Source organism: Streptomyces sp. NPDC051738 (assembly GCF_044453205.1).
GTDB lineage: Bacteria > Actinomycetota > Actinomycetes > Streptomycetales > Streptomycetaceae > Streptomyces.
In genome coordinates this window covers 19857-38434 of record NZ_JBITCM010000018.1, presented here as the reverse complement: position 1 = coordinate 38434, position 18578 = coordinate 19857, and the positions used below count along the sequence as shown (strand labels likewise).

The window sequence follows — 18578 nt, the reverse complement described above, 5'->3', positions numbered from 1 at the left end:
GATCCGTTGGTGATCCGTCGGTGATCCGTTGGTGTCCCTCATGAAAGCCGGGAAGAACGTGACGATCCCGCCCTCCGGAGCGGAACCTCTGGTCCGTATCCGCGGGCTCCGCAAAAGGTTCGGGGGGACCGTCGCGCTGGCCGGGGTCGACGTCGACGTCCACGCCGGCAGCGTCCTCGCCCTCCTGGGCCCCAACGGTGCCGGAAAGTCCACGCTCATCAAGGTGCTCTCCGGCGTCCACCACGCCGACGCGGGGCAGATCACGGTGGACGGGCACCCACTCGGAAGTCATGCCGCATCGCACAGCATGTCCTTCATCCACCAGGACCTCGGTCTCGTGGAGTGGATGACGGTCGCCGAGAACATCGCCCTGAGCACCGGGTACGCGCGCCGCGCCGGACTGATCTCCTGGCGGCGGACCCGCGAGGACAGCACCGACGCCCTGCGGACCGTCGCCGCACATCTCGACCCCGACACACCGATCGCCCACCTCGCCCCCACCGAACGCTCCCTGGTCGCCATCGCCCGAGCCCTGGCGGCACGGGCGAAGCTCATCGTCCTCGACGAGCCGACCGCCCGCCTCCCGGCCGCGGACTGCGCCCGCCTCTTCCACGTCCTGCACGCCCTGCGTGACCGGGGGCACGGCATCCTCTACGTCAGCCACCGTCTGGACGAGGTGTACAAGGTGGCCGACACCTTCGCGGTGCTGCGCGACGGGCACCTCGTCAGCCACGGCCCGCTCGCGGGCCACAGCCCCGCCCGCCTGGTGCACGACATCGTCGGCGAGGAACTGACACACCGCCACCCCGTCCGCATCCCCGCCGAGGGCCCCGCCGTCCTGACACTCGACGGCGTACGGACCGTCGGCGCGGGACCGGTCAGTCTGGAACTCAAGGCCGGCGAAGCACTGGGCCTGGTCGGCCTCTCGGGCGCCGGACACATGGACCTGGGACGGGCCCTCGCCGGCGCCCGGCCCGTCGTCGACGGGAGGGTGCTCCTCGGCGGCCGGCCGTACCGCCCGCGCAGTGTCGCGGACGCCGTGGGCCTCGGTGTCGGCCTGGTGCCCGGGGACCGGCAACGGGAGGGCTGCCTCGCCGAACTGACCGTACGGGAGAACCTCCTGGCCAACCCCCGCGCCGACAGCCCGCCGGCACCGCGCTGGATCAGCCCCCGCCGCGAACGCGCCGAGGCCACCACCCTCATCGAACGGTTCTCGGTGCGGCCCCGCGACAGCGAGGCCCCCATCGCCACCCTGTCCGGCGGCAACCAGCAGAAGGTGATGATCAGCCGCTGGCTCCGGGTGGGCCTGCGTCTGCTCATCCTGGAGGAGCCGACCGCGAGCGTGGACGTAGGAGCCAAGGCGGCCGTCTACCGGCTGCTCGACGAGGCACTGGCCGCCGGCCTCGCGGTCCTGCTCATCTCCACCGACTTCGAGGAGGTCGTCGGCGCGTGCCGGCGCGCCCTGGTCTTCGTCGGCGGGTCCGTGACGGCCGAACTCAGCGGCCCGGCCCTCACCGTCGCCGGACTCACCCGGTCGGCCTCGGCCATGCCGGCCTCCGGAACCGCGACGCATCCATGACCCCCTCGCTGCGCGGCCCGGGCGGGCACCTCATCGGCGCTTACGGCCTCCTGTCCCTCACCGGCCTGCTCTTCCTGATCTTCTCCCTCGCCCTGCCGCGTACGTTTCCCACGCTGGACACCGTCGACTCGATCCTGTCCAACCAGTCGATCCCGGCCGTCCTCGCGCTCGCCGCCATGGTCCCGATCGTCACCGGCGCGTTCGACCTCTCGATCGGCTACGGCCTCGGCCTCGCCCACGTCATGGTGATGCAGCTGATCGTCAACGACGGGTGGCCCTGGCCGCTCGCCTGCCTCGCGGTGATCGTTGGAGGGGCGGTCGTCGGCGTCCTCAACGGTGTCATCGTCGTGTTCGGCCGGATCGACTCCTTCATCGCCACCCTCGGGACCGGCAGCATGCTGTACGCCGTCACCGGCTGGGTCACCGACGGCGGCCGGATCGTCCCTGGACCGCAAGGCCTCCCGGCCGCCTTCACCGACCTCTACGACTCCACGTTCCTCGGCCTGCCGGTCCCCGCCTTCTACGTGCTCGCGCTCGCGGCCGCCCTCTGGCTGGTGCTGGAACGGCTGCCGCTCGGCCGGTACCTGTACGTCATCGGGTCGAACCCGCGCGCCGCCGACCTGGTCGGCATCCCGACCCGCAGATACACCGTGTACGCGTTCACCGCGTCGGGACTGATCGTCGGCTTCGCCGGTGTGCTGCTCGCGGCCCAGCAGCAGATCGGCAATCCCAGCGTCGGCCTCGACTATCTGCTGCCCGCCTTCGTCGGCGCCCTGCTCGGCGCCACCGCGATCAAACCCGGCCGGCCCAACGCCCTGGGCACCGTCGTCGCCGTCGCCGTCCTGGCCGTCGGCCTCACCGGCATCGGCCAGCTGGGCGCCGACTTCTGGACGGTCCCGCTGTTCCACGGCGGCACCCTGCTCCTGGCCGTCGGCCTGGCCGGCTACGCCGCCCGCCGCCGACTGCGTACCGGCGCCGTATCCGCCCGCGACTCGCCCGCCGGGCCGCCCGAGCCACCCCCCTCCCCGACGCGGCACGACGGCCCTACGGGCACCGCCCCATGACCCACGCCAAGGACCCCGACTCCGCGTCCGATCGCATCCTCCCGCCCCTGACTCCGTGACTCCGTTCCGTGACTCCGTGAGGAGCTCTCGTGCACCGCAACGGCAACCGCAAGGCCACCACCGGCGCCCGCCGGGTTCGGCTCACCGTCTGCGCCCTGCTGGCGACGGCAACCGTCCTCGCCGGCTGCGAACGCGGCTCGCAGAGCGGGCCGGACGAGTTCACCGCGGGCCCGAACGGCTGCCCGGAAGTCCACGCCCGGGCCCAGGCCGCTGTCGGCCGGGCCGAGGAGACGGACGTCTCCTGGAACGGGCCGACCACCGGTCCCGCGGCGGAGCCCGGCAAGACCCTCGTCTACGTCGCCCAGACCATGACCAACCCCGGAGTCGCCGGCGCCGCGAACGGGGTGCGGGAAGCCGCGCGGGTCATCGGCTGGAACGTCCGGGTGATCGACGGAGGGGGCACCCCGGCCGGCATCCAGGCGGCCATGAGCCAGGCCGTGTCCGTCAGGCCCTCGGGCATCGTCATCGGCGGCTTCGACCCCAACTCGACCTTGCAGCAGGTGTCGAGGGCCAACGCGGCGGGCATCCCGCTCATCGGCTGGCACGCCGTCGCCGCTCCCGGCCCCAGCACGCGGCCCGAGCTGTTCACCAACGTCACCACCCGGGTCGACGACGTCGCCGCCATCAGCGCCCAATGGATCATCGCCGACTCGGGCGGCCGCGCCGGCGCCGTGCTCATCACCGACGCCTCGATCCCCTTCGCCAAGAACAAGTCCGAGTTGATCAGGGATGAACTCGCCACCTGCGCGGGCGTGAAGCTGCTGGCGTACGAGAACATCCCGATCCCGGACGCGAGCAGCCGCACGCCTCGGGTGATCGCCTCTCTCCTCTCCCGCTTCCAGAGCAGGTGGACCCACTCCGTCGCCATCAACGACCTGTACTTCGCCGACGCGGCGCCCGCATTCCGCGCGGCCGGCGAGAAAGGCTCCGGCCCACCGTTCAACATCGGCGCCGGCGACGGCGACCCCTCCGCCTTCCAGCGCATCAACACCAGGCAGTACCAGGCAGCCACCGTGCCCGAGCCGCTGTCCCAACAGGGCTGGCAGATCGTCGACGAGTTCAACCGCGCCTTCGCCGGCAGGCCCGCCAGCGGATACGTGGCCCCCGTCCACATCACCACGGCCGACAACAGCGAGGGGGCCACGACCTGGGATCCCTCGGGCTACCAGGAGGGGTACCGCAAGATCTGGGGCAAGTAGAAGGGCAACCGCCGGGTCGGCAGACGGCTCGGACACGAGTGAGAGGACCAGCACCGGTGAGTGAATGGCAGCTGTCCGAGACGTTCCGCAGCACGTCGGGCGGTGTCCGCTGGGGCAGCCTCGGCCAACCCGGCCAGGACCCGGTCGTGCTCCTGCACGGCACCCCCTTCTCCTCGTACGTCTGGCGCGCTGTCGCCCGCGCGCTCGCCCGCCGCTACCAGGTGTTCGTGTGGGACATGCCCGGTTACGGGGCATCGGAGATGTCCGCCGGCCAGGATGTCTCCCTGGCCGCTCAGGGCAGGGTCTTCACCGAGTTGCTGGCGCACTGGGGCCTTGAGGAACCGCTGGTGGTCGCCCACGACTTCGGTGGTGCCGTGTCCTTGCGGGCACATCTGCTGCACGGGGCCCGCTACCGTGCCCTCGCGCTGGTCGACCCCGTCGCGTTGGCCCCGTGGGGCTCCCCGTTCTTCCGGCTCGTCGGCGAACACTCCGAGGTCTTCGAGCAGTTGCCACCCGCACTGCACCACGCGTTGGTGCGCGAGTACGTGAGCTCGGCCAGCAGTCCCGGTCTGCACCCGACCGTCCTCGACCGGCTCGTCCAGCCCTGGCTCGGCGACCTCGGCCAAGCGGCCTTCTACCGTCAGATCGCCCAGGCCGACCAGCTGTACACCGACGAAATACAAGAACGGTACGGCGAGATCGGCTTTCCGACGCTGGTGTGCTGGGGCCAGGACGACACCTGGATCCCGGCGGCCAGAGGACGGGAACTCGCCGCCCGCATCCCAGGCGCGCGGCTTGAACCCATTGCCGGTGCGGGTCACCTCGTACAAGAGGACGCACCGGCCGAACTCACGGCGGCGCTTGTGACCTTCCTCCAGCAGCCGCGCGGGGACGGTTAGGATCAGGCGCCCGACCCCGACATCTGGAGAACGGTGGTGTGCACTGCCTCAGCCAGGAGGGCCGGATCATCATCGCCGAGGGCTTGGCCGACTCCTAAGTACGTCAAGACTCCAAGGGCGGCTGACGACGCGTCACGTGGGCAGGGCGGCGAGCCAGTCGGTCAGGAGGCGGTTGAACTCCTCGGGGCGTTCCTGCTGGATCCAGTGGCCGCAGCCGTCGAGGATGTGGGAGGAGATCAGTCCCGGCAGCGTGACCGGGTACGCCGCGATCGCGTCGGCCAGCCATGTCGTGGATGCGTCGAGCTTGCCACCGACGAACAGGGACGGCTGGGTGACGGGGGCGCCGTCCAGGGCGGCGAGATCCTCCCAGTCGCGGTCCATGTTCCGGTACCGGTTGAGCGCTCCTGTCAGACCGGTCCGTTCGAACTCCCCGGCGTAGACATCGAGGTCCCTGTCACTGAGCCACGCGGGCGGCCGACCCGTGGGGAACCGGTCGCGCAGCGTCCCGCCCCGGCCGACGAAGTGCGGATCGGGAGCGCCGGGTGCGGGCATGGTGTCGGCGGACAGGGCCGCGTAGAAGCCCCTGAGCCAGCCGCCCACATCGGGTTCGATCTCGGCCTCGGCGCGGCCGGGCTCCTGGAAGTAGGAGACGTAGAACTCCTCGTCGCCGCCCATCCGGGCGAAGAGTTCCGTCGGGCGGGGTCCGCCGCGCGGTGCGTAGGGAACGCTGAGCAGCCCCACCGCGCTGAAGACCTCCGGCCTGAGCAGGGCGGAGTTCGCGGCGATGGCCGCGCCCCAGTCGTGGCCGACGACCACCGCCGACTCCTCGCCGAGGGCGTGCACCACCGCGACGTTGTCCGCCACCAGGTCGAGCATCCGGTACGCCTCCGTGTCGGCCGGCTTGGAGGAGCGGCCGTATCCGCGCACATCGATGGCGACCGCGCGATATCCCGCAGCCGCGAGCACGGGCAGTTGGTGGCGCCAGGAGTACCAGGATTCCGGAAAGCCGTGGACGAGCAGCACCATTGGCCCGCGCCCCTGCTCCACCACGTGAATCCGGCCGGCCGGTGACGAAACCAACCGATGGGTGACCTCCGCGACGTGCGACTGCTGCTGCGACATGCGCCCTCCTCCGAGACCCTGTGCTCTGCTGTGCCCTGCTCTGCGTGCTGACGGCCCTCGCCGTCCTTCCCGTGCCTCAACGCCGATCATGCGGAGGACAGTGCCGAGAGGACGAGCGTGTTTGCCGATTCGGCAACTCTCCGGAAACCGCCGGGCTGCGGTCCGAACGGCGTCGGCCGACAATGGGCAGTGGATCGCATGTCCGGCCCGGCCCCGACGCCGCGTCGGCGCGTCGGCCCGAGAGGAACGTGCTCATGCGCGCTGAGTCTTCGTCGGCCGCGCGGACGGGAGCCTTCATCGCGGTGGCGGTCGTCCTGTTCTGCATCCAGCTCGACTTCTTCGCGCTGAACCTGGCCGTCCCCGGAATCGCCGACGAATTCGGCGTCACCGCCTCGGCCGCCCAGTGGACGCTGTCCGCGTACATGCTCTCCATCGGCTGCTGCTTCATCGTGGGCGGCCGGGTGGGCGACGTCTTCGGACGCCGGGGCGCCCTGCTCGCCGGGACGGCGCTTTTCGCGGCCGGGTCGGTCGGCTGCGCGCTCGCGCCGGGGCTCTGGCTGCTCGTCGGGGCACGGATCGTGCAGGGCATCGGGGCGGGCTTCGTCTTCCCCGTGTCGGTCTCCGTGATCAGCAACGCCTTCCCGGACACGAGCCGGGCCCGCGCGCTGGGCGCGGTGTTCGGGATCGCCAACGTGGGCACGGCGCTGGGTCCGTTCGTGGGCGGCGGCCTCACCGAGGGGCCAGGCTGGCGCTGGATCTTCTGGCTCCTCGCACCGTTGAGCGTGCTGGCACTGATCGTGGCCTACGCCTACGTCCCCGACTCCCGCGACCCGACGGTCCCACGCCAACTCGACCTGGCCGGCTGCCTGACCGTCGTGTGCGCCTTGGCGGCACTCACGCTGGCCGTCGAACGAGGCAGCGCCTGGGGCTGGGACCACGCCCGCACGCTCACCCTGCTGGCGCTCGCCGCCGTGGGGGGCGCCCTGTTCCTGCGCCGGGAGCGGCGCACCCGGCATCCGCTCGTCGACCTGCGGCTCTTCCGCAACACGCCCTACGTCCTGGTGACCGGCACCGGAACCATCACCAACATGGGCTACGCCGTCACCGTCTTCGTCTCGACGCTGTATCTCCAGCAGGTACGGGGGCTGTCACCGCTCGACGCGGGCGTGGTCTTCCTGGCGCCCGCCGTGCTCGTGGCGCTCAGCGGGCCGCTCGGCGCGAGGCTGTCCGGGCATATGCGGCCGACGTCGGTGATGGCGCTGGCCGGGGCGGTCGCCGGGACCGGCATGATCGCGCTCAGCACCGTCACGGCCTGGTGGCTGTACGTCCCGGTGTTCGCCTGGTGCGGACTGGGCCTCGGCCTCGGCTGGACCTTCGCCAGTGTGGCCACCCAGCAGGTCGTGGCGCCCGAACGGGCCGGCGAGGCCTCGGGCGTGCTGCTGACGTTCCTGGTCACGCTGGGCGGCGTCGCGCTGGCGGGCGCCGCGGCCGCGATCACGGCGATGGTGCCGGAGCGATCCCCGGAAGCCGCCTACGACGCGATCCTCCGCTTCGGAGGCGGGGTGATCCTGGCGGCTTCCGTCGTCGTCATGGCCGTACGCCATCGGCCGATGGTCCTCGGTGGGGCCCCGCCGATCGCCTCGGGGACGCCACGTGGCGGGCGCCTGCAGTGACGGGCGGAGCGGAGCGCACACAGATCCTGCACCGGGCGGTGCGGGTGACGCTCGCCGCGTCCGTGGGCTTCTACACCTTCGTGTACGGGCTCGACGAACCGGTGCTGGCGCTGTACTCCCTGTTCGCGCCGATCTCCCTCGGCCTGCTGTCCCCGATCCCCGGATCCGGGCGGCAGCGGGCCGAGGTGATGCTGAAGGCGCTGCCCGTGGGCCTGCTGCTGGTGGCACTGGGGACCGTGCTGGCGGTGCGGACGTGGGCGGCGGTGCTCGGCATGCTCGTCGTGGGATTCCTCCTCGCCTTCGCGGCGATCGCGGGCCCACGACCGGCCGGGGCGGCGCCCGGACTCCAGCTCTTCTACATCCTGGCCTGCTTCCCGCCGTACGAACCCCAGACCCTCTGGCTGCGGCTGGCGGGGCTCACCTTCGGAGTGGTGGCGCTGGCGCTGTGCGAACTGTTCCTGCTGCCACAGCCGCCGGCGACGCCGTACCGGACGACCCTCGCCGACGCCCTGGCGACGGCGGGCGACACCATCGCCGGGCGCGACGACCGCTCCCCACAGGCCTTGCGGGAGACCGGTGCGCGGCTGCGGCTGTCGAACATCCCGCCCGCGGAGCGCCCCGCGGGTCCGGGCCGCGCGGTTCGCGGCCTCGCCCAGGCGGGGTCCGCCGCCCGTCGGCTCCTTGAGCAACTGGCCCATCTGACCGAGACCGGTGAATTCCGTGAACTGGTCCGATACGGCACCGGGGGCGAGGGTGAGGGTGCGGGCGGGGATGGGGGACGTGGCAGGGGGCGTACCGACACCGCGTCCGGGTCGCTGCTGCCGCAGGTCGTGTCCCTGTGCGACGCGACCGCCGCGTCCCTGCGCACGGGCCGGGCCGTTCCCGGCCCACAGCGGATGGACAATGCCATCGACGACTTCCAGCGGCTGCGCCTGCGGCAGGCGACCGCTGCCGCGGGCGAGGTACCGCCGGTGGCGGTGCTGCGTCGGCAGGCGGCGCTGCTGGCCGTCGCCGAGTCGGTGCGCATCCTGGAGATCTCCGTACGGGTCGGCCTCGACGGGCGGCTCACCCCGCCGATCGAGCCACGGGAGCTCTTCTGGTACGCGGAGGCCGCCACGCCCCGGCTGTGGGCGCGCCGGATCACCGGCAACATGACGCTGCGCTCGGTGCAGTTCCAGAACGCCGTCCGCATCGCCGTGGCCTTGGCCGCCGCACGCCTCGTGGCCGGTTCGCTCGACCTGACCCACGGCTTCTGGGTGCTGCTGGCGGTGCTGACGCTGAGCCGGACCACGGTCGTGGAGACCTGGACGGCCATCCGCCGGGCCGTCACCGGCAACCTCGTGGGCGCGGTCGCGGCGGGTGCCCTGCTCATCGGCCTGGGCCGGCACACCGAGGCGTACGCCGCGATCCTGGCACCGGCCATGCTGATCGCCTTCGCGCTCGGTCCGCTGCTCGGGGTCGCCTGGGCGCAGGGCCTGTTCACACTCGTCGTGGCCACGGCGTTCGCCCAGATCGCCCCGGCGTCCTGGAGGCTGGCCGAAGCGCGGATCGTCGACGTGGTGACCGGCAGCGCCATCGGTCTGCTGTGCGCGATGCTGGCCTGGCCGGCCGGCGCCCGCGCGGAGGTACGCCGAACCATGGCGGGGCTGCTGCGGGAGTGCGGCCCGCTGATCAGGGGCACCGTCGAGATGCTGTCCGCGGCGCCGCCGGGCTCGGCCCCCGCCCCGCCGACGCTGCCCGCTCTGCACCGGCTGCGCCTGGCGGAGTCCGCCTACGCCCAGTTCCGCAGCGAACCGGGGAGCAGCGCGCCGGTGCGCGCCGACTGGCACGCCGTGCTGATCACGGCCCACCACATCCTGCTCGGCGCCCAGTGGCTGCCCCGTTTCGACCTGCCCACGACCGCCCTGCCCCCGGACGACGCCGACCGGGCACGGGCAGGCGCCCGCACGCTCGTCGAGACCACCGACCGGCTGGCCGCCCTGTGCAGCGGCGAGCGTCCACAGCGACCCGGAACGGAGCCGGAGCCCTCGGAACCGCCGCTGGGCACCGGCCCGATGCCCGCGGAGCCGGCCGCGCGCGCCCTGCCCGTGCTGGTCGACCTCGACCTGTGGCTGCGCAGTCTCACCCACCAGCTGGCCAGGATCGAGGCAGGGCTTCCTGAGGCGCTCCGAGGGGCGGCACGCGGTACGCCGGCCGCAGGCGCCACGGACTCCGGGTCCGGCCCCGCCGGGCCGGGAAGGTAGGGCGCGCCGTGTCCGACGGGGACCTCCGCTCCGAGCTTCGACCCCCCTCCGCGCGAGGGTGGGTGTGGTGGCTGCCGTTGGTGGCGGTGCTCGTCGATGTGGCCGCCGAACTGATCGTCAGGGGCCGCGAACCGGTGAGCTTCATGCTCATCGCCGTACCGCCGCTGGCCGCCGCGACGCGCGGCCCGCGGGGTACCGCGATGTCGACGGTGGTGTGCCTGGGCTTGCAGATGTGGATGGCGGCTCGGCGCCCGGGCCATTTCGACGAGCAGCACCATGTCGCGATGTATGTCGCCACGGCCCTGATCGGCATCGCGAGTGTCGCGCTGGCGAGGCAGCGGGAGCGGACCCGGCGGCATCTGATCCGGGCCAACTCGGTCGCCGAGGCCATGCAGCGGACCCTGCTGCGCCCCGTACCGCGCAGGCTCGGCCCCGTACGCGCCGCCGCGTTCTACGAGGCCGGGGAGGGCGGCACGCTCGTCGGCGGGGATCTGTACGACGTGTGCGAGACGCCCTTCGGGGTGCGCGCGATCATCGGTGACGTCCGCGGCAAAGGGCTCGACGCGGTCCAGACGGTCGCGGCGGTGCTGGGCAGCTTCCGGGTGTCGGCCCACGAGTGGCAGAGCCTGAGCACGCTGGCCGGGCGACTGGAGCTCAGCATCGCCCGCAACAGTCCGGCCGGCGACGACGGCGACCCCGAACTGTTCGTGACCGCGCTCGTGCTGGAGTTCCCGCCGCACGGCGGCGAGGTACGGATCGTCGACCGCGGCCATCCCTCACCTCTGGTGGTCGGCCGGCACGGTGCCAGGTCACTGCGCACGGCGCCCGGACTGCCCTTGGGGCTCGGCGCACTGGCTCCGGACGGTGACGACACGACGGTGCACCGCCTCGCACCCTCGGAGGTGCTCGTCCTGCACACGGACGGGGTGAGCGAGGCACGCGACGCGGACGGCGTCTTCTATCCCGTCCTTGAGCGGCTCTGCGAACGTTTCTCCGGCGAGCGCCCACCCGCCCCGGAGACGGTCGTGTCCTTCGTACGGACCGACTCGGAACGCTGGTCGACCCAGTCCGACGAGGACGACCGGGCCGTCCTCGCGCTTGCCGTGGAGGCGGTGGCACCCTCGCGGCAGGGGACCGGGCGCACCGAGGATGCCGGCGTCGACGCCCGGGAGTCGCGTCACCGGCCGTGAACGGCTTGTGTCGGTCAGCGTTGTCCCAAAGGAGGTTCGAAGGTGATGCCCAGGTGCCGGCGGAGACCTTCCCGCTGCTCGGATGAGGCCAGGACCATGATGTCGTCGTCGAGTTGCGGGCCCTCCTGCGCGACGCAGCGGAATTCCCGGGAGGTGTCGTGGTCGGTGAGCGCTTCGATCGCCTGCCGCGCTGCTCCCATGTCGAGGTAGTCGTTCGACTCCTGCTCGACGCCGAACGAGAGCGGCTTGCCGTTGCATTCGAAGTGCATCGTCCCCAGGCCGCAGTCCTCGTCGTCCGGGTTGCTCTTCTCGAAGCGGTAGTCGGAGACGGTGACTCCGCCTCCGGTGAGAGCTGCCGCCTCGTTCAGGAGCCATTCGTAGTGCGCGTCGGCGAAGTCGACGTCCTCGGAGTGGATGGAAACAGCCACCTCGAAGGACTCCAGGGCACTGGCGACTTCATGGCCTCGCTCCATCGGCTCGTTCGCGTACTCGGCGAACTCGTCCAGGACCCCTTGAGCCTTCTCCTGAGGAATCATTCCGAGCCCCGTGAGAACTTCGGCAATCCGCACGTAGGTTATCGACCGGCTGTTCGTCATGAGGGCATCGTGTCAGCCGGCTGTGGCCGTCCGCGCAACGACACGGGCGGCGTATTCCTTGTGCTTCGCTGACTACGGTTCGAGGGCCAGGCGTGGGATCAGGTGTTCGGCGTTGCCTCGGTAAATGGTGTGCAACTGGCCGGGATTCCATGAGGGGTAGGCGTCGAGTGCCGTGTCGAAGCCGGTGTTCCAGTCCTCGGGCAGCATGGGGTAGTCAGTCGCTGCCGTACAGGATGTGGCCGGAGGCGGCGAAGGCGAGCAGGCAGGGCAGGGTGGCGGGGCCGGGGGAGATGGCCGTGTCGAAGTAGAGCCGGCGGAGATCGGTGACGAAGTCCTCGGGGGTCGCGGGGACTTCGGCAACTGGGGCCGGGCTGTCGGGGCTCGCGGTGTGCGGGAGGCGGGCCGCGAGGGCGAAGCGGGAGGCGGCGTACGGCAGGAAGCCGCCTGCGTGGGGGAGGATCACCTTCATCCGGGGGTACCGGCGCAGTACGCCGCGCACGGTCATGTGCAGGGCGGCGCGGGTGGTGTCATAGGGGAAGTCCGCCAGCGGAGGGGGGACTTGAGGCAAGGGCGCGCCCGGAGGTGCGGTCGGGTGGACGAGTACGACGGCGGAACGGGCATCGAGTTCGGCCCACAGCGGCTCGAACGCCTCCTCGCCCGGGTAGCGGCCGTGCGCGTTGGACAGGACCATGACGCCGTCGGCGTTCAACTCGTCCAGGGCGTGGGCCGCCTCGGCGAGGGCGCCGTCCACGTCGGGCAGGGGGAGGGCGGCGAAGTGACCGAAGCGGTCGGGCCGGTTCTTGACCAGCTCGGCCGTGTACTCGTTGATGCTGCGGGCCGCCTCGCGTGCTGCGGCGGGGTCGTCCGGGCCGGCGAGCGGCGCGGCGTAGGACAGCACCGCCGTGTCGATCGCTCGCCGGTCCATCATGGCGATCGCGCTCTGTTCGTCCCACGCGGGCGCGGGCCAGCCGACAGCCGCGGCGCGGGCGGCGATGGCGCGGCTGCGGGCGGGCGGGATGACGTGCTGGTGGATGTCGATGCGCTGCGCGTCGGGCCGGACGGAATGTGTACGTTGCGGGTCTGCCATACCGGTCGGGCCTCCTCGCATGCCGCATGCCGCATCTCGACATGGCGGCACAATTCAATGCTATCCAGGCATTTTCATTCCCTCTATCGGAAGGCCCCCTGCCGCTTCGATCGCCGGTACAGGCCGCTGCTGCGGAGCCGGGGTCCGTCCGGCCGAACGCGGCCGTACGGACCCCGGCTGAGTCGCTCAATCCCCACTCCCGTCGTCAGGCGCTCTGTTGCAGCCTGCGCAACGAAGCGACGAGCTTGTCCACCTCCTCGGACGTGTTGTAGAGCGCGAGCGAGGCGCGTACCGCCGACTCCAACCCGTAGTGCGCTAGTGCTGGTTGGGCGCAGTGGTGACCGGCGCGGACGGCGATGCCGTCGCGGTCGAGCCAGTCGGCGACGGCGGCCGGGTCCTGCCCGGCGAGCGTGAAGGTGAGCACCGCGATCCGCTGGGACGCCGAGCCGATCAGCTCAAGCCCGGGCACCGTGGCAAGGGCCTGGTGCGCATACGACATCAGCCCTTCCTCGTATGCGGCGACGGCCTCGCGATCGAGGGACGTCAGCCAGTTCACGGCGGCGAGAAGTCCGATGACCCCGGAGATGTGTCCGGTACCGGCCTCCAGCCTGTGGGGCGCGGCAGCGAACGTGGTCCTCTCGAAGCTCACGGACTCGATCATGTTGCCGCCGCCCTGCCACGGTGCCATGCCGGCGAGGAGCTCCGGCTTCGCGTACAGGGCGCCGATGCCGGTCGGTGCGAACAGCTTGTGGCCCGAGAACGCGTAGAAATCCGCGTCCAAGTCCCGTACGTCGACGGGGAAATGAGCGACGGCCTGTGCGCCGTCCACCAGGACCCTGGCACCGTAGCGGTGGGCGAGTGCCGTCATCTCCTTGACGGGTGGGACGGTGCCCAGGACGTTCGAGGCATGGCTGATCGCGACGAGCTGGGTGCGAGAGGACAGCAGGTCGGCGTACGCGTCCTGGTCGATCTCCCCGTCCGGCGTGAGCGGGACCGGCACGAGCCGGGCCCGGGTCTCCTTGGCGATCATCTGCCACGGCACGATGTCCGAGTGGTGCTCCAGGACCGGCACCAGGATGTCGTCCCCGGGCCCGAGGTTGGCCCGGCCCCACGTCTGTGCGACGAGGTTGATGGCCTCCGTGGTGCCCCGCACGAAGACGACGCCGTCCGGGCTCGGGGCGCCGAGGAACTCGGCGACGGCCGCCCGCCCCTCCTCGTACGCCTCGGTTGCCTCCCGGGCCATGGTGTGGGCTCCGCGGTGGATGTTGGAGTTGGCGGCGCCGTAGTAGGCGGTGAGCGCCTCGATGACCTGGCGCGGCTTCTGCGTGGTGGCGGCGTTGTCGAGCCAGATGAGGGGGTGGCCGTTGACGGTCCGGTGCAGGATCGGGAAGTCCCGCCGTACCGACTCGGCGGTGAACCCACCCGCTGCCGTCGGCGTCGGCCGCGCCGTGACGTCAGGCGTAGTCATGGTACTTGGACACCTCGACGTTCTGGAGTACGGCGATGGCGTCGTCGACCAGCACAGCGGTGTTGAAGTAGGCCGTCATCAGATGGGACGTGATGCCCTTCTGGTCCATGCCCATGTTCCGCATGGACAGGCCGGGTTCGACCTCGTCCGGCACGGCTGCGGGGCGCAGGCCCACCACGCCCTGCTCGGCCTCGCCGATCCGCATCAGCAGGATCTCGGTGGTGCCGACGGCATCGCCCGAGCCGCCCGGGCAGCGCACCTTGTCGGAGGGCAGGAGCGGTACGCCCCGCCAGGTCAGCAGCGGGCTGCCGAACCTGCTGTCCGTCACCGGGGGCACCCCCCGCCGCGTACATTCGCGCCCGAACGCGGCGATCGCCCTCGGGTGCGCGAGGAAGTAGGCCGGTTGCTTCCACACCTTCGCCAGCAGCTCGTCCAGGTCGTCGGGGGTGGGAGCGCCGGTGCGCGCCTGCACGCGCTGACCGGCCGGGACGTTGTGGAAGAGCCCGAAGTCGGGGTGGTTGAGCATCAGGTTCTCCTGCCGTTCGCGCAGGGCCTGGATGGTCAGGTTGGCCTGGGTCCGGGTCTGGTCCATCGGGCCGTTGTAGAGGTCGGCGACGCGGGAGTGCACCATCATCCGGGTCTGGGCGAGCGTCATGTGGTACTCGCGAGGCGCGTCCTCGTAGTCGACGTAGGTGCCCGGCAGGTCGACCTCACCCACATGACCGCCGCTCAGGTCGATGGGAGCCTCGCTGCCGGGTGCCGGCATGTCGCCCGCCGCGTACGACTCGACCGCCCCGCGCAGCGCCTCGTCGAGCTCCATGAGCGCGGCAAGGGCGGAACGATCGGCTCGTAGGGCGACGCCGGGAGTGACGGCCTTGACGGCGTACGGCATGGGCTCGCGCCTGGTCCACGCGTCCAGGTCGAAGTACTGCCCGTCGCCGATGACCTGGATCAGTGCCTCGTCGCCGTATCGCCCGGCGGCGCGCTTCTCGGCGCGTCCCCGGACGATCACCCAGAGATGCTCGGCGGTGTCGCCCTCCTGCACGAGGACCTGCCCCGCCTCGAAGCTCATCTCGCTGAAGGCATCGGCCAGTTGGTCGAGAGCTGCGTCGTCGGTCTCGCGCAGATACGGGATCTCGCGTAAGTCGCCCGGGACGACGCGGGGATCTCCCGCGTCGGTGTGGGTGCTGATGCGGTCGTCGCCCAGGACGTAGGTGCGGCGTCGGTTGACGCGGTAGACACCCGATTCGACATCGACCCACGGAAGGGCGCGCAGGAGGTAGCGCGGGGTGATACCGCGCATCTGCGGTGTCGTCTTCGTGGTCGTCGCGAGTTGCCGGGCGGCCTCGGGGCTGAGGCTCATGCGGTCGGTCGTCACAGGGGTCTCCTCGACTGGGTTGCTCCGGGATCGGTTCCGTACGAGCGAGGCCGATCGTGCAGGCGGGCAACCGGCCGCCACAAGGTGCGTAGGACACCGTTCGGCGGGGCTCGGGCCGGAAACGCTCGACGCGGGGCCGGGCGGGCGCGCCACACCGGGTACGTCGAGAGCCGGTGCCACCAAGGGCGAGGGCCGACGGGGCGATGGTCCAGGCGGAGCGACGGAGAGTGGGCTGACGCTCCGTCAAGTCGGCTGCAGACGACCAGTTTTGGCCCCGTATCGCGACTTTTGGATTCTTAAAGGAGTGCTTATACGACCCCTCTTCGGGCCGTGTTTATCTGAATCCGCAATTAGTCGCGGCCCTGGGGCAATGGGCCGGGCCTGCGTCAGGGAGCGGGGTCGAGATCCACCTCAAGGTCCTCGGCCTCGGTCCAGAACCGGTCGTCCGCGTCCCGGAGCCGAGCGGCGGCGTGCTTCATGTGGCTGCGCGCGGCGGCGTGTGCCGCTCGGGCGTCCCCGGCTTCGATGGCGTCGAGGATGGCGTGGTGTTCTTCCCGGACCGCTTCGATGAAGTCGTTGCGGCGTGCCTCGTTCGCGCGCGTGACGCGGATACCGCCGCGCGACACATCGCCCAGGTACCGCACCGTCGAGACCATGACCGTGTTTCCGGTCGACTCGGCGATGGACCGGTGGAAGGCGAGGTCCTCGTCCACGCCGTCGCCGCCGGCCGCGACCGCCGAGTCGATCGCGTCCAGCGCCTGACGCATCCGCGCGAGGTCGCGGGGCGTGGCCCGGGTGGCCGCCAGGTAGGCCGCCTCGCCCTCCATGGCGCGACGCACCTCCACGATCTGCAGCACCTTCGCCTTGGTGTCGGAGGCCTCGGCTTCCAGGTCGAGCGGCCGTGTGCGCCGGGGCAGGACGAACACGCCGATGCCCTGGCGCGGTTCGACCAGGCCGGCGTTGCGGAGCCTGGAGAGTGCCTCGCGCACCACCGTGCGACTGACGCCCAGTTGCTTGACCAGCTCCACCTCGGTAGGCAGCCGGTCGCCCTCGGCCAGTCGCCCCGACTCGATCTCCGCTGAGAGCGTTGCGGCGACCTGATCCGCGAGCCGGACGGGACCGGGCACCTTGGAAAACATGGTTTTCAGTCTATAGGCCTGGATCTGGCTGTCCTGCTGCGAGCGGTGGGCCGGCCAGGACCGCCTCGGGGTGGTCGGTGACGTAGTCCCGAACCACCGATGCGAAGCCCGGGTCGGGCTCGAGCCCGAGCGCGGCGGCGCGTGTGTTGTCGAAGACGGAGGGCCAGGAGCCCACGATGGCCTCGATGTCAGGATCGGGCGTGATCGTCACCAGATCGGCTACGGCGTCGCCGGCCACCTGCCGCAGCGTGGCCAGCATCTCGGCGACCGAGACCGTGAGTGCCGGAAGGTTGACCGGCAGCCTGCCGTCGAGCCGTCCCGGCCCCGTGCCGCGTTCGACTTCCGCGATGCGGAGGATCGCCTCGACCGTGCGCCGTGGCGAGGCCAGGGCCACCCGCAGGTCGGGGCGTACGGGGCAGATCGCCGGGAGGCCCGCGAGCGGCTCGCGGATGATGCCGGACAGGAAGCCGGAGGCGGCCGCGTTCGGCTTGCCGGGCCGCACCGAGACGGTCATCAGACGGGCGACGCGGCCGTCGACGAAACCCCGGCGGGTGTAGTCCGCGACCAGCTGCTCGCAGACGAGCTTCTGGATCCCGTAGCTCGATCGTGGCGTGGGCAGGGTCGACTCGCTGACCACGGACGGGAGGGGCAGCGCCGGGTCGGAACCGTAGACCGCCACGCTGCTGGAGAACACCACGCGCGGCGTCGGTCCACCGGCGGCCGACTGCGCCCGGGCGGCTTCGAGGAGGGCGCGGGTGGTGTCCAGGTTGGCACTCATGCCGAGGTCGAAGTCGGCCTCGCACTCGGCCGAGACGGCGGCGGCGAGGTGGATCAGCACGTCCACCGGCTCCGCGAACACCTCGTCGAGGCGGTCGCTCAGGTCGCCCTGCACGATCTCCACGAGCGGGTCGGACGCCGACCGCGACTCGGCCGGCACGAACCGGTCGGCGAGCACCAGGCGGTCGATCGGCGCACCACGGAACGTCCGCGTCCTGAGCAGTGTGCCGGTGAGCTGCCGCCCCAGGAAGCCGAAGCCACCCGTGATGACGATCCTCATGCGCTGTCTCCTCGGTAGTCGTTCAGCCAGCCGAGCCCCTCGCTCGTGCCGGCGCGGGGGCGGTACTCGCAGCCGATCCACCCGTCGAATCCCAGGTCGTCGACGACGCCGAACAGGTGGCTCACGTCGAGCTCGCCGAGGTCGGGCTCGTGGCGGTCGGGCACGCCCGCGATCTGCAGATGACCGACCCGGCCGGTCGGCAGGTCGCGGCGCAGGGTCGTGGTGAGGTCGCCCTCGACGATCTGGCAGTGGTAGAGGTCCAGCTGCACCTTGAGATTCGGGGCACCCACGTCCTGCACCACCGCGTGGGCCTCCGCCTGCCGGGACAGGAAGTAGCCCGGCATGTCGCGGCCGTTGATCGGCTCGACCAGGATGTCGACGCCCACCGCGGCCGCTCGCTCGGCGGCCCAGGCGAGGTTGGCCAGGTAGGTGTCGCGCTGCTCGGCCAGTTCCTTCGGCGTCGCGTCCGCCCGTACGAGCCCGGCCATCACGTGCACCCGCGGGCAGTCCAGGGCAGCGGCGTACTCCAGAGCCCGGGCGATCCCGGAGCGCGTCTCCGCCTCGCGGCCGGGCAGCGCCGCGATCCCGCGTTCCCCGGACTCCCACGCCCCGGGAGGCGCGTTGAAGAGCACCTGCCTGAGGCCGTGGTCGTCGAGTCGGTGGCGCAGCTCGGTGGCGTCGTAGGCGTAGGGGAAGAGGTATTCGACGGCGGTGAAGCCGTCCGCCGAGGCCGCGGCGAAGCGGTCGAGGAAGTCGTGCTCGGTGTACATCATGGACAGGTTCGCTGCGAACCTCGGCATGCTGGCTCCTGTGTGGGGACCGGG

The 18578-nt window shown here is 71.5% G+C and carries 16 protein-coding genes; 7 read left to right on the top strand and 9 right to left on the bottom strand.

Annotated features, from left to right (window positions below):
• The first annotated feature begins 40 nt into the window (after nucleotides 1-40).
• From ACIA8X_RS34645 to ACIA8X_RS34630, 4 genes are all read left to right on the top strand, one after another.
• Nucleotides 41-1579: a sugar ABC transporter ATP-binding protein gene (locus ACIA8X_RS34645; RefSeq protein ID WP_393446504.1), complete on the top strand. Its 1539-nt coding sequence runs from the start codon at nucleotides 41-43 to the stop codon at nucleotides 1577-1579.
• Nucleotides 1576-2643, top strand: coding sequence for an ABC transporter permease (locus tag ACIA8X_RS34640; RefSeq protein ID WP_399459945.1), 1068 nt, complete (start codon nucleotides 1576-1578; stop codon nucleotides 2641-2643). Before ACIA8X_RS34645 ends, ACIA8X_RS34640 begins: the two co-directional genes overlap by 4 nt.
• An 89-nt stretch (nucleotides 2644-2732) precedes the next feature.
• Complete coding sequence (locus tag ACIA8X_RS34635) at nucleotides 2733-3902, top strand: substrate-binding domain-containing protein (RefSeq protein ID WP_393446498.1); 1170 nt, start codon at nucleotides 2733-2735, stop codon at nucleotides 3900-3902.
• A gap of 56 nt (nucleotides 3903-3958) precedes the next feature.
• On the top strand, nucleotides 3959-4801 hold the full coding sequence (locus tag ACIA8X_RS34630) for an alpha/beta fold hydrolase (RefSeq protein WP_393446496.1): 843 nt from the start codon (nucleotides 3959-3961) through the stop codon (nucleotides 4799-4801).
• 132 nt (nucleotides 4802-4933) lie between these two features.
• Here ACIA8X_RS34630 and ACIA8X_RS34625 read toward each other — a convergent pair whose 3' ends face one another.
• A complete protein-coding gene (locus ACIA8X_RS34625; RefSeq protein ID WP_399459944.1) occupies nucleotides 4934-5923 on the bottom strand; it encodes an alpha/beta fold hydrolase in 990 nt (329 codons plus the stop codon).
• 254 nt (nucleotides 5924-6177) lie between these two features.
• On the opposite strand from ACIA8X_RS34625, the gene ACIA8X_RS34620 reads away from it, so the two are divergent.
• From ACIA8X_RS34620 to ACIA8X_RS34610, 3 genes are read left to right on the top strand one after another with little or no spacing between them, the layout of a single operon-like run.
• Nucleotides 6178-7596 carry an MFS transporter gene (locus ACIA8X_RS34620; protein ID WP_399459943.1) on the top strand — a complete coding sequence of 473 codons (1419 nt, stop codon included), beginning with the start codon at nucleotides 6178-6180 and terminating at the stop codon, nucleotides 7594-7596.
• The gene (locus ACIA8X_RS34615; protein ID WP_393446490.1) at nucleotides 7593-9839 is read left to right on the top strand and encodes an FUSC family protein; all 2247 of its coding nucleotides are present in this window, start codon (nucleotides 7593-7595) and stop codon (nucleotides 9837-9839) included. The genes ACIA8X_RS34620 and ACIA8X_RS34615 overlap by 4 nt, the downstream gene beginning before the upstream one ends.
• A gap of 8 nt (nucleotides 9840-9847) precedes the next feature.
• Complete coding sequence (locus ACIA8X_RS34610) at nucleotides 9848-11029, top strand: PP2C family protein-serine/threonine phosphatase (RefSeq protein WP_393446487.1); 1182 nt, start codon at nucleotides 9848-9850, stop codon at nucleotides 11027-11029.
• 14 nt (nucleotides 11030-11043) lie between these two features.
• Here the strand turns inward: ACIA8X_RS34610 and ACIA8X_RS34605 are convergent, their stop codons facing one another.
• The 8 genes from ACIA8X_RS34605 to otnI form a co-directional block, all read right to left on the bottom strand.
• On the bottom strand, nucleotides 11044-11565 hold the full coding sequence (locus tag ACIA8X_RS34605; RefSeq protein ID WP_393446485.1) for a hypothetical protein: 522 nt from the start codon (nucleotides 11563-11565) through the stop codon (nucleotides 11044-11046).
• A gap of 132 nt (nucleotides 11566-11697) precedes the next feature.
• Complete coding sequence (locus ACIA8X_RS34600) at nucleotides 11698-11832, bottom strand: hypothetical protein (RefSeq protein ID WP_393446483.1); 135 nt, start codon at nucleotides 11830-11832, stop codon at nucleotides 11698-11700.
• Between the two features lie 7 nt (nucleotides 11833-11839).
• Nucleotides 11840-12712 carry an amidohydrolase family protein gene (locus ACIA8X_RS34595; protein ID WP_393446481.1) on the bottom strand — a complete coding sequence of 291 codons (873 nt, stop codon included), beginning with the start codon at nucleotides 12710-12712 and terminating at the stop codon, nucleotides 11840-11842.
• 205 nt (nucleotides 12713-12917) lie between these two features.
• Nucleotides 12918-14180: a SufS family cysteine desulfurase gene (locus tag ACIA8X_RS34590; RefSeq protein ID WP_393446479.1), complete on the bottom strand. Its 1263-nt coding sequence runs from the start codon at nucleotides 14178-14180 to the stop codon at nucleotides 12918-12920.
• The gene (locus ACIA8X_RS34585) at nucleotides 14167-15543 is read right to left on the bottom strand and encodes a family 2B encapsulin nanocompartment shell protein (protein WP_393447322.1); all 1377 of its coding nucleotides are present in this window, start codon (nucleotides 15541-15543) and stop codon (nucleotides 14167-14169) included. The genes ACIA8X_RS34590 and ACIA8X_RS34585 overlap by 14 nt, the downstream gene beginning before the upstream one ends.
• Before the next feature lie 401 nt (nucleotides 15544-15944).
• Nucleotides 15945-16697, bottom strand: a complete 753-nt coding sequence (locus ACIA8X_RS34580; protein ID WP_393446477.1) for a FadR/GntR family transcriptional regulator — start codon at nucleotides 16695-16697, stop codon at nucleotides 15945-15947.
• Nucleotides 16698-16707: 10 nt separating this feature from the next.
• Nucleotides 16708-17754: a D-erythronate dehydrogenase gene (gene denD / locus ACIA8X_RS34575; protein ID WP_393446475.1), complete on the bottom strand. Its 1047-nt coding sequence runs from the start codon at nucleotides 17752-17754 to the stop codon at nucleotides 16708-16710.
• Nucleotides 17751-18554 carry a 2-oxo-tetronate isomerase gene (otnI, locus tag ACIA8X_RS34570; RefSeq protein ID WP_393446473.1) on the bottom strand — a complete coding sequence of 268 codons (804 nt, stop codon included), beginning with the start codon at nucleotides 18552-18554 and terminating at the stop codon, nucleotides 17751-17753. The genes denD and otnI overlap by 4 nt, the downstream gene beginning before the upstream one ends.
• Between the last annotated feature and the right edge of the window lie 24 nt (nucleotides 18555-18578).

What these genes read in the sequence shown, in the direction of transcription:
- ACIA8X_RS34585 (WP_393447322.1), bottom strand. Translation starts at nt 15,543, where the DNA reads ATGAGCCTCAGCCCCGAGGCCGCCCGGCAACTCGCGACGACCACGAAG.
- denD (WP_393446475.1), bottom strand. Translation starts at nt 17,754, where the DNA reads ATGAGGATCGTCATCACGGGTGGCTTCGGCTTCCTGGGGCGGCAGCTC.
- ACIA8X_RS34645 (WP_393446504.1), top strand. Translation starts at nt 41, where the DNA reads ATGAAAGCCGGGAAGAACGTGACGATCCCGCCCTCCGGAGCGGAACCT.
- ACIA8X_RS34620 (WP_399459943.1), top strand. Translation starts at nt 6,178, where the DNA reads ATGCGCGCTGAGTCTTCGTCGGCCGCGCGGACGGGAGCCTTCATCGCG.
- ACIA8X_RS34595 (WP_393446481.1), bottom strand. Translation starts at nt 12,712, where the DNA reads ATGGCAGACCCGCAACGTACACATTCCGTCCGGCCCGACGCGCAGCGC.
- ACIA8X_RS34605 (WP_393446485.1), bottom strand. Translation starts at nt 11,565, where the DNA reads ATGATTCCTCAGGAGAAGGCTCAAGGGGTCCTGGACGAGTTCGCCGAG.
- otnI (WP_393446473.1), bottom strand. Translation starts at nt 18,554, where the DNA reads ATGCCGAGGTTCGCAGCGAACCTGTCCATGATGTACACCGAGCACGAC.
- ACIA8X_RS34625 (WP_399459944.1), bottom strand. Translation starts at nt 5,923, where the DNA reads ATGTCGCAGCAGCAGTCGCACGTCGCGGAGGTCACCCATCGGTTGGTT.
- ACIA8X_RS34580 (WP_393446477.1), bottom strand. Translation starts at nt 16,697, where the DNA reads ATGTTTTCCAAGGTGCCCGGTCCCGTCCGGCTCGCGGATCAGGTCGCC.
- ACIA8X_RS34590 (WP_393446479.1), bottom strand. Translation starts at nt 14,180, where the DNA reads ATGACTACGCCTGACGTCACGGCGCGGCCGACGCCGACGGCAGCGGGT.
- ACIA8X_RS34640 (WP_399459945.1), top strand. Translation starts at nt 1,576, where the DNA reads ATGACCCCCTCGCTGCGCGGCCCGGGCGGGCACCTCATCGGCGCTTAC.
- ACIA8X_RS34600 (WP_393446483.1), bottom strand. Translation starts at nt 11,832, where the DNA reads ATGCTGCCCGAGGACTGGAACACCGGCTTCGACACGGCACTCGACGCC.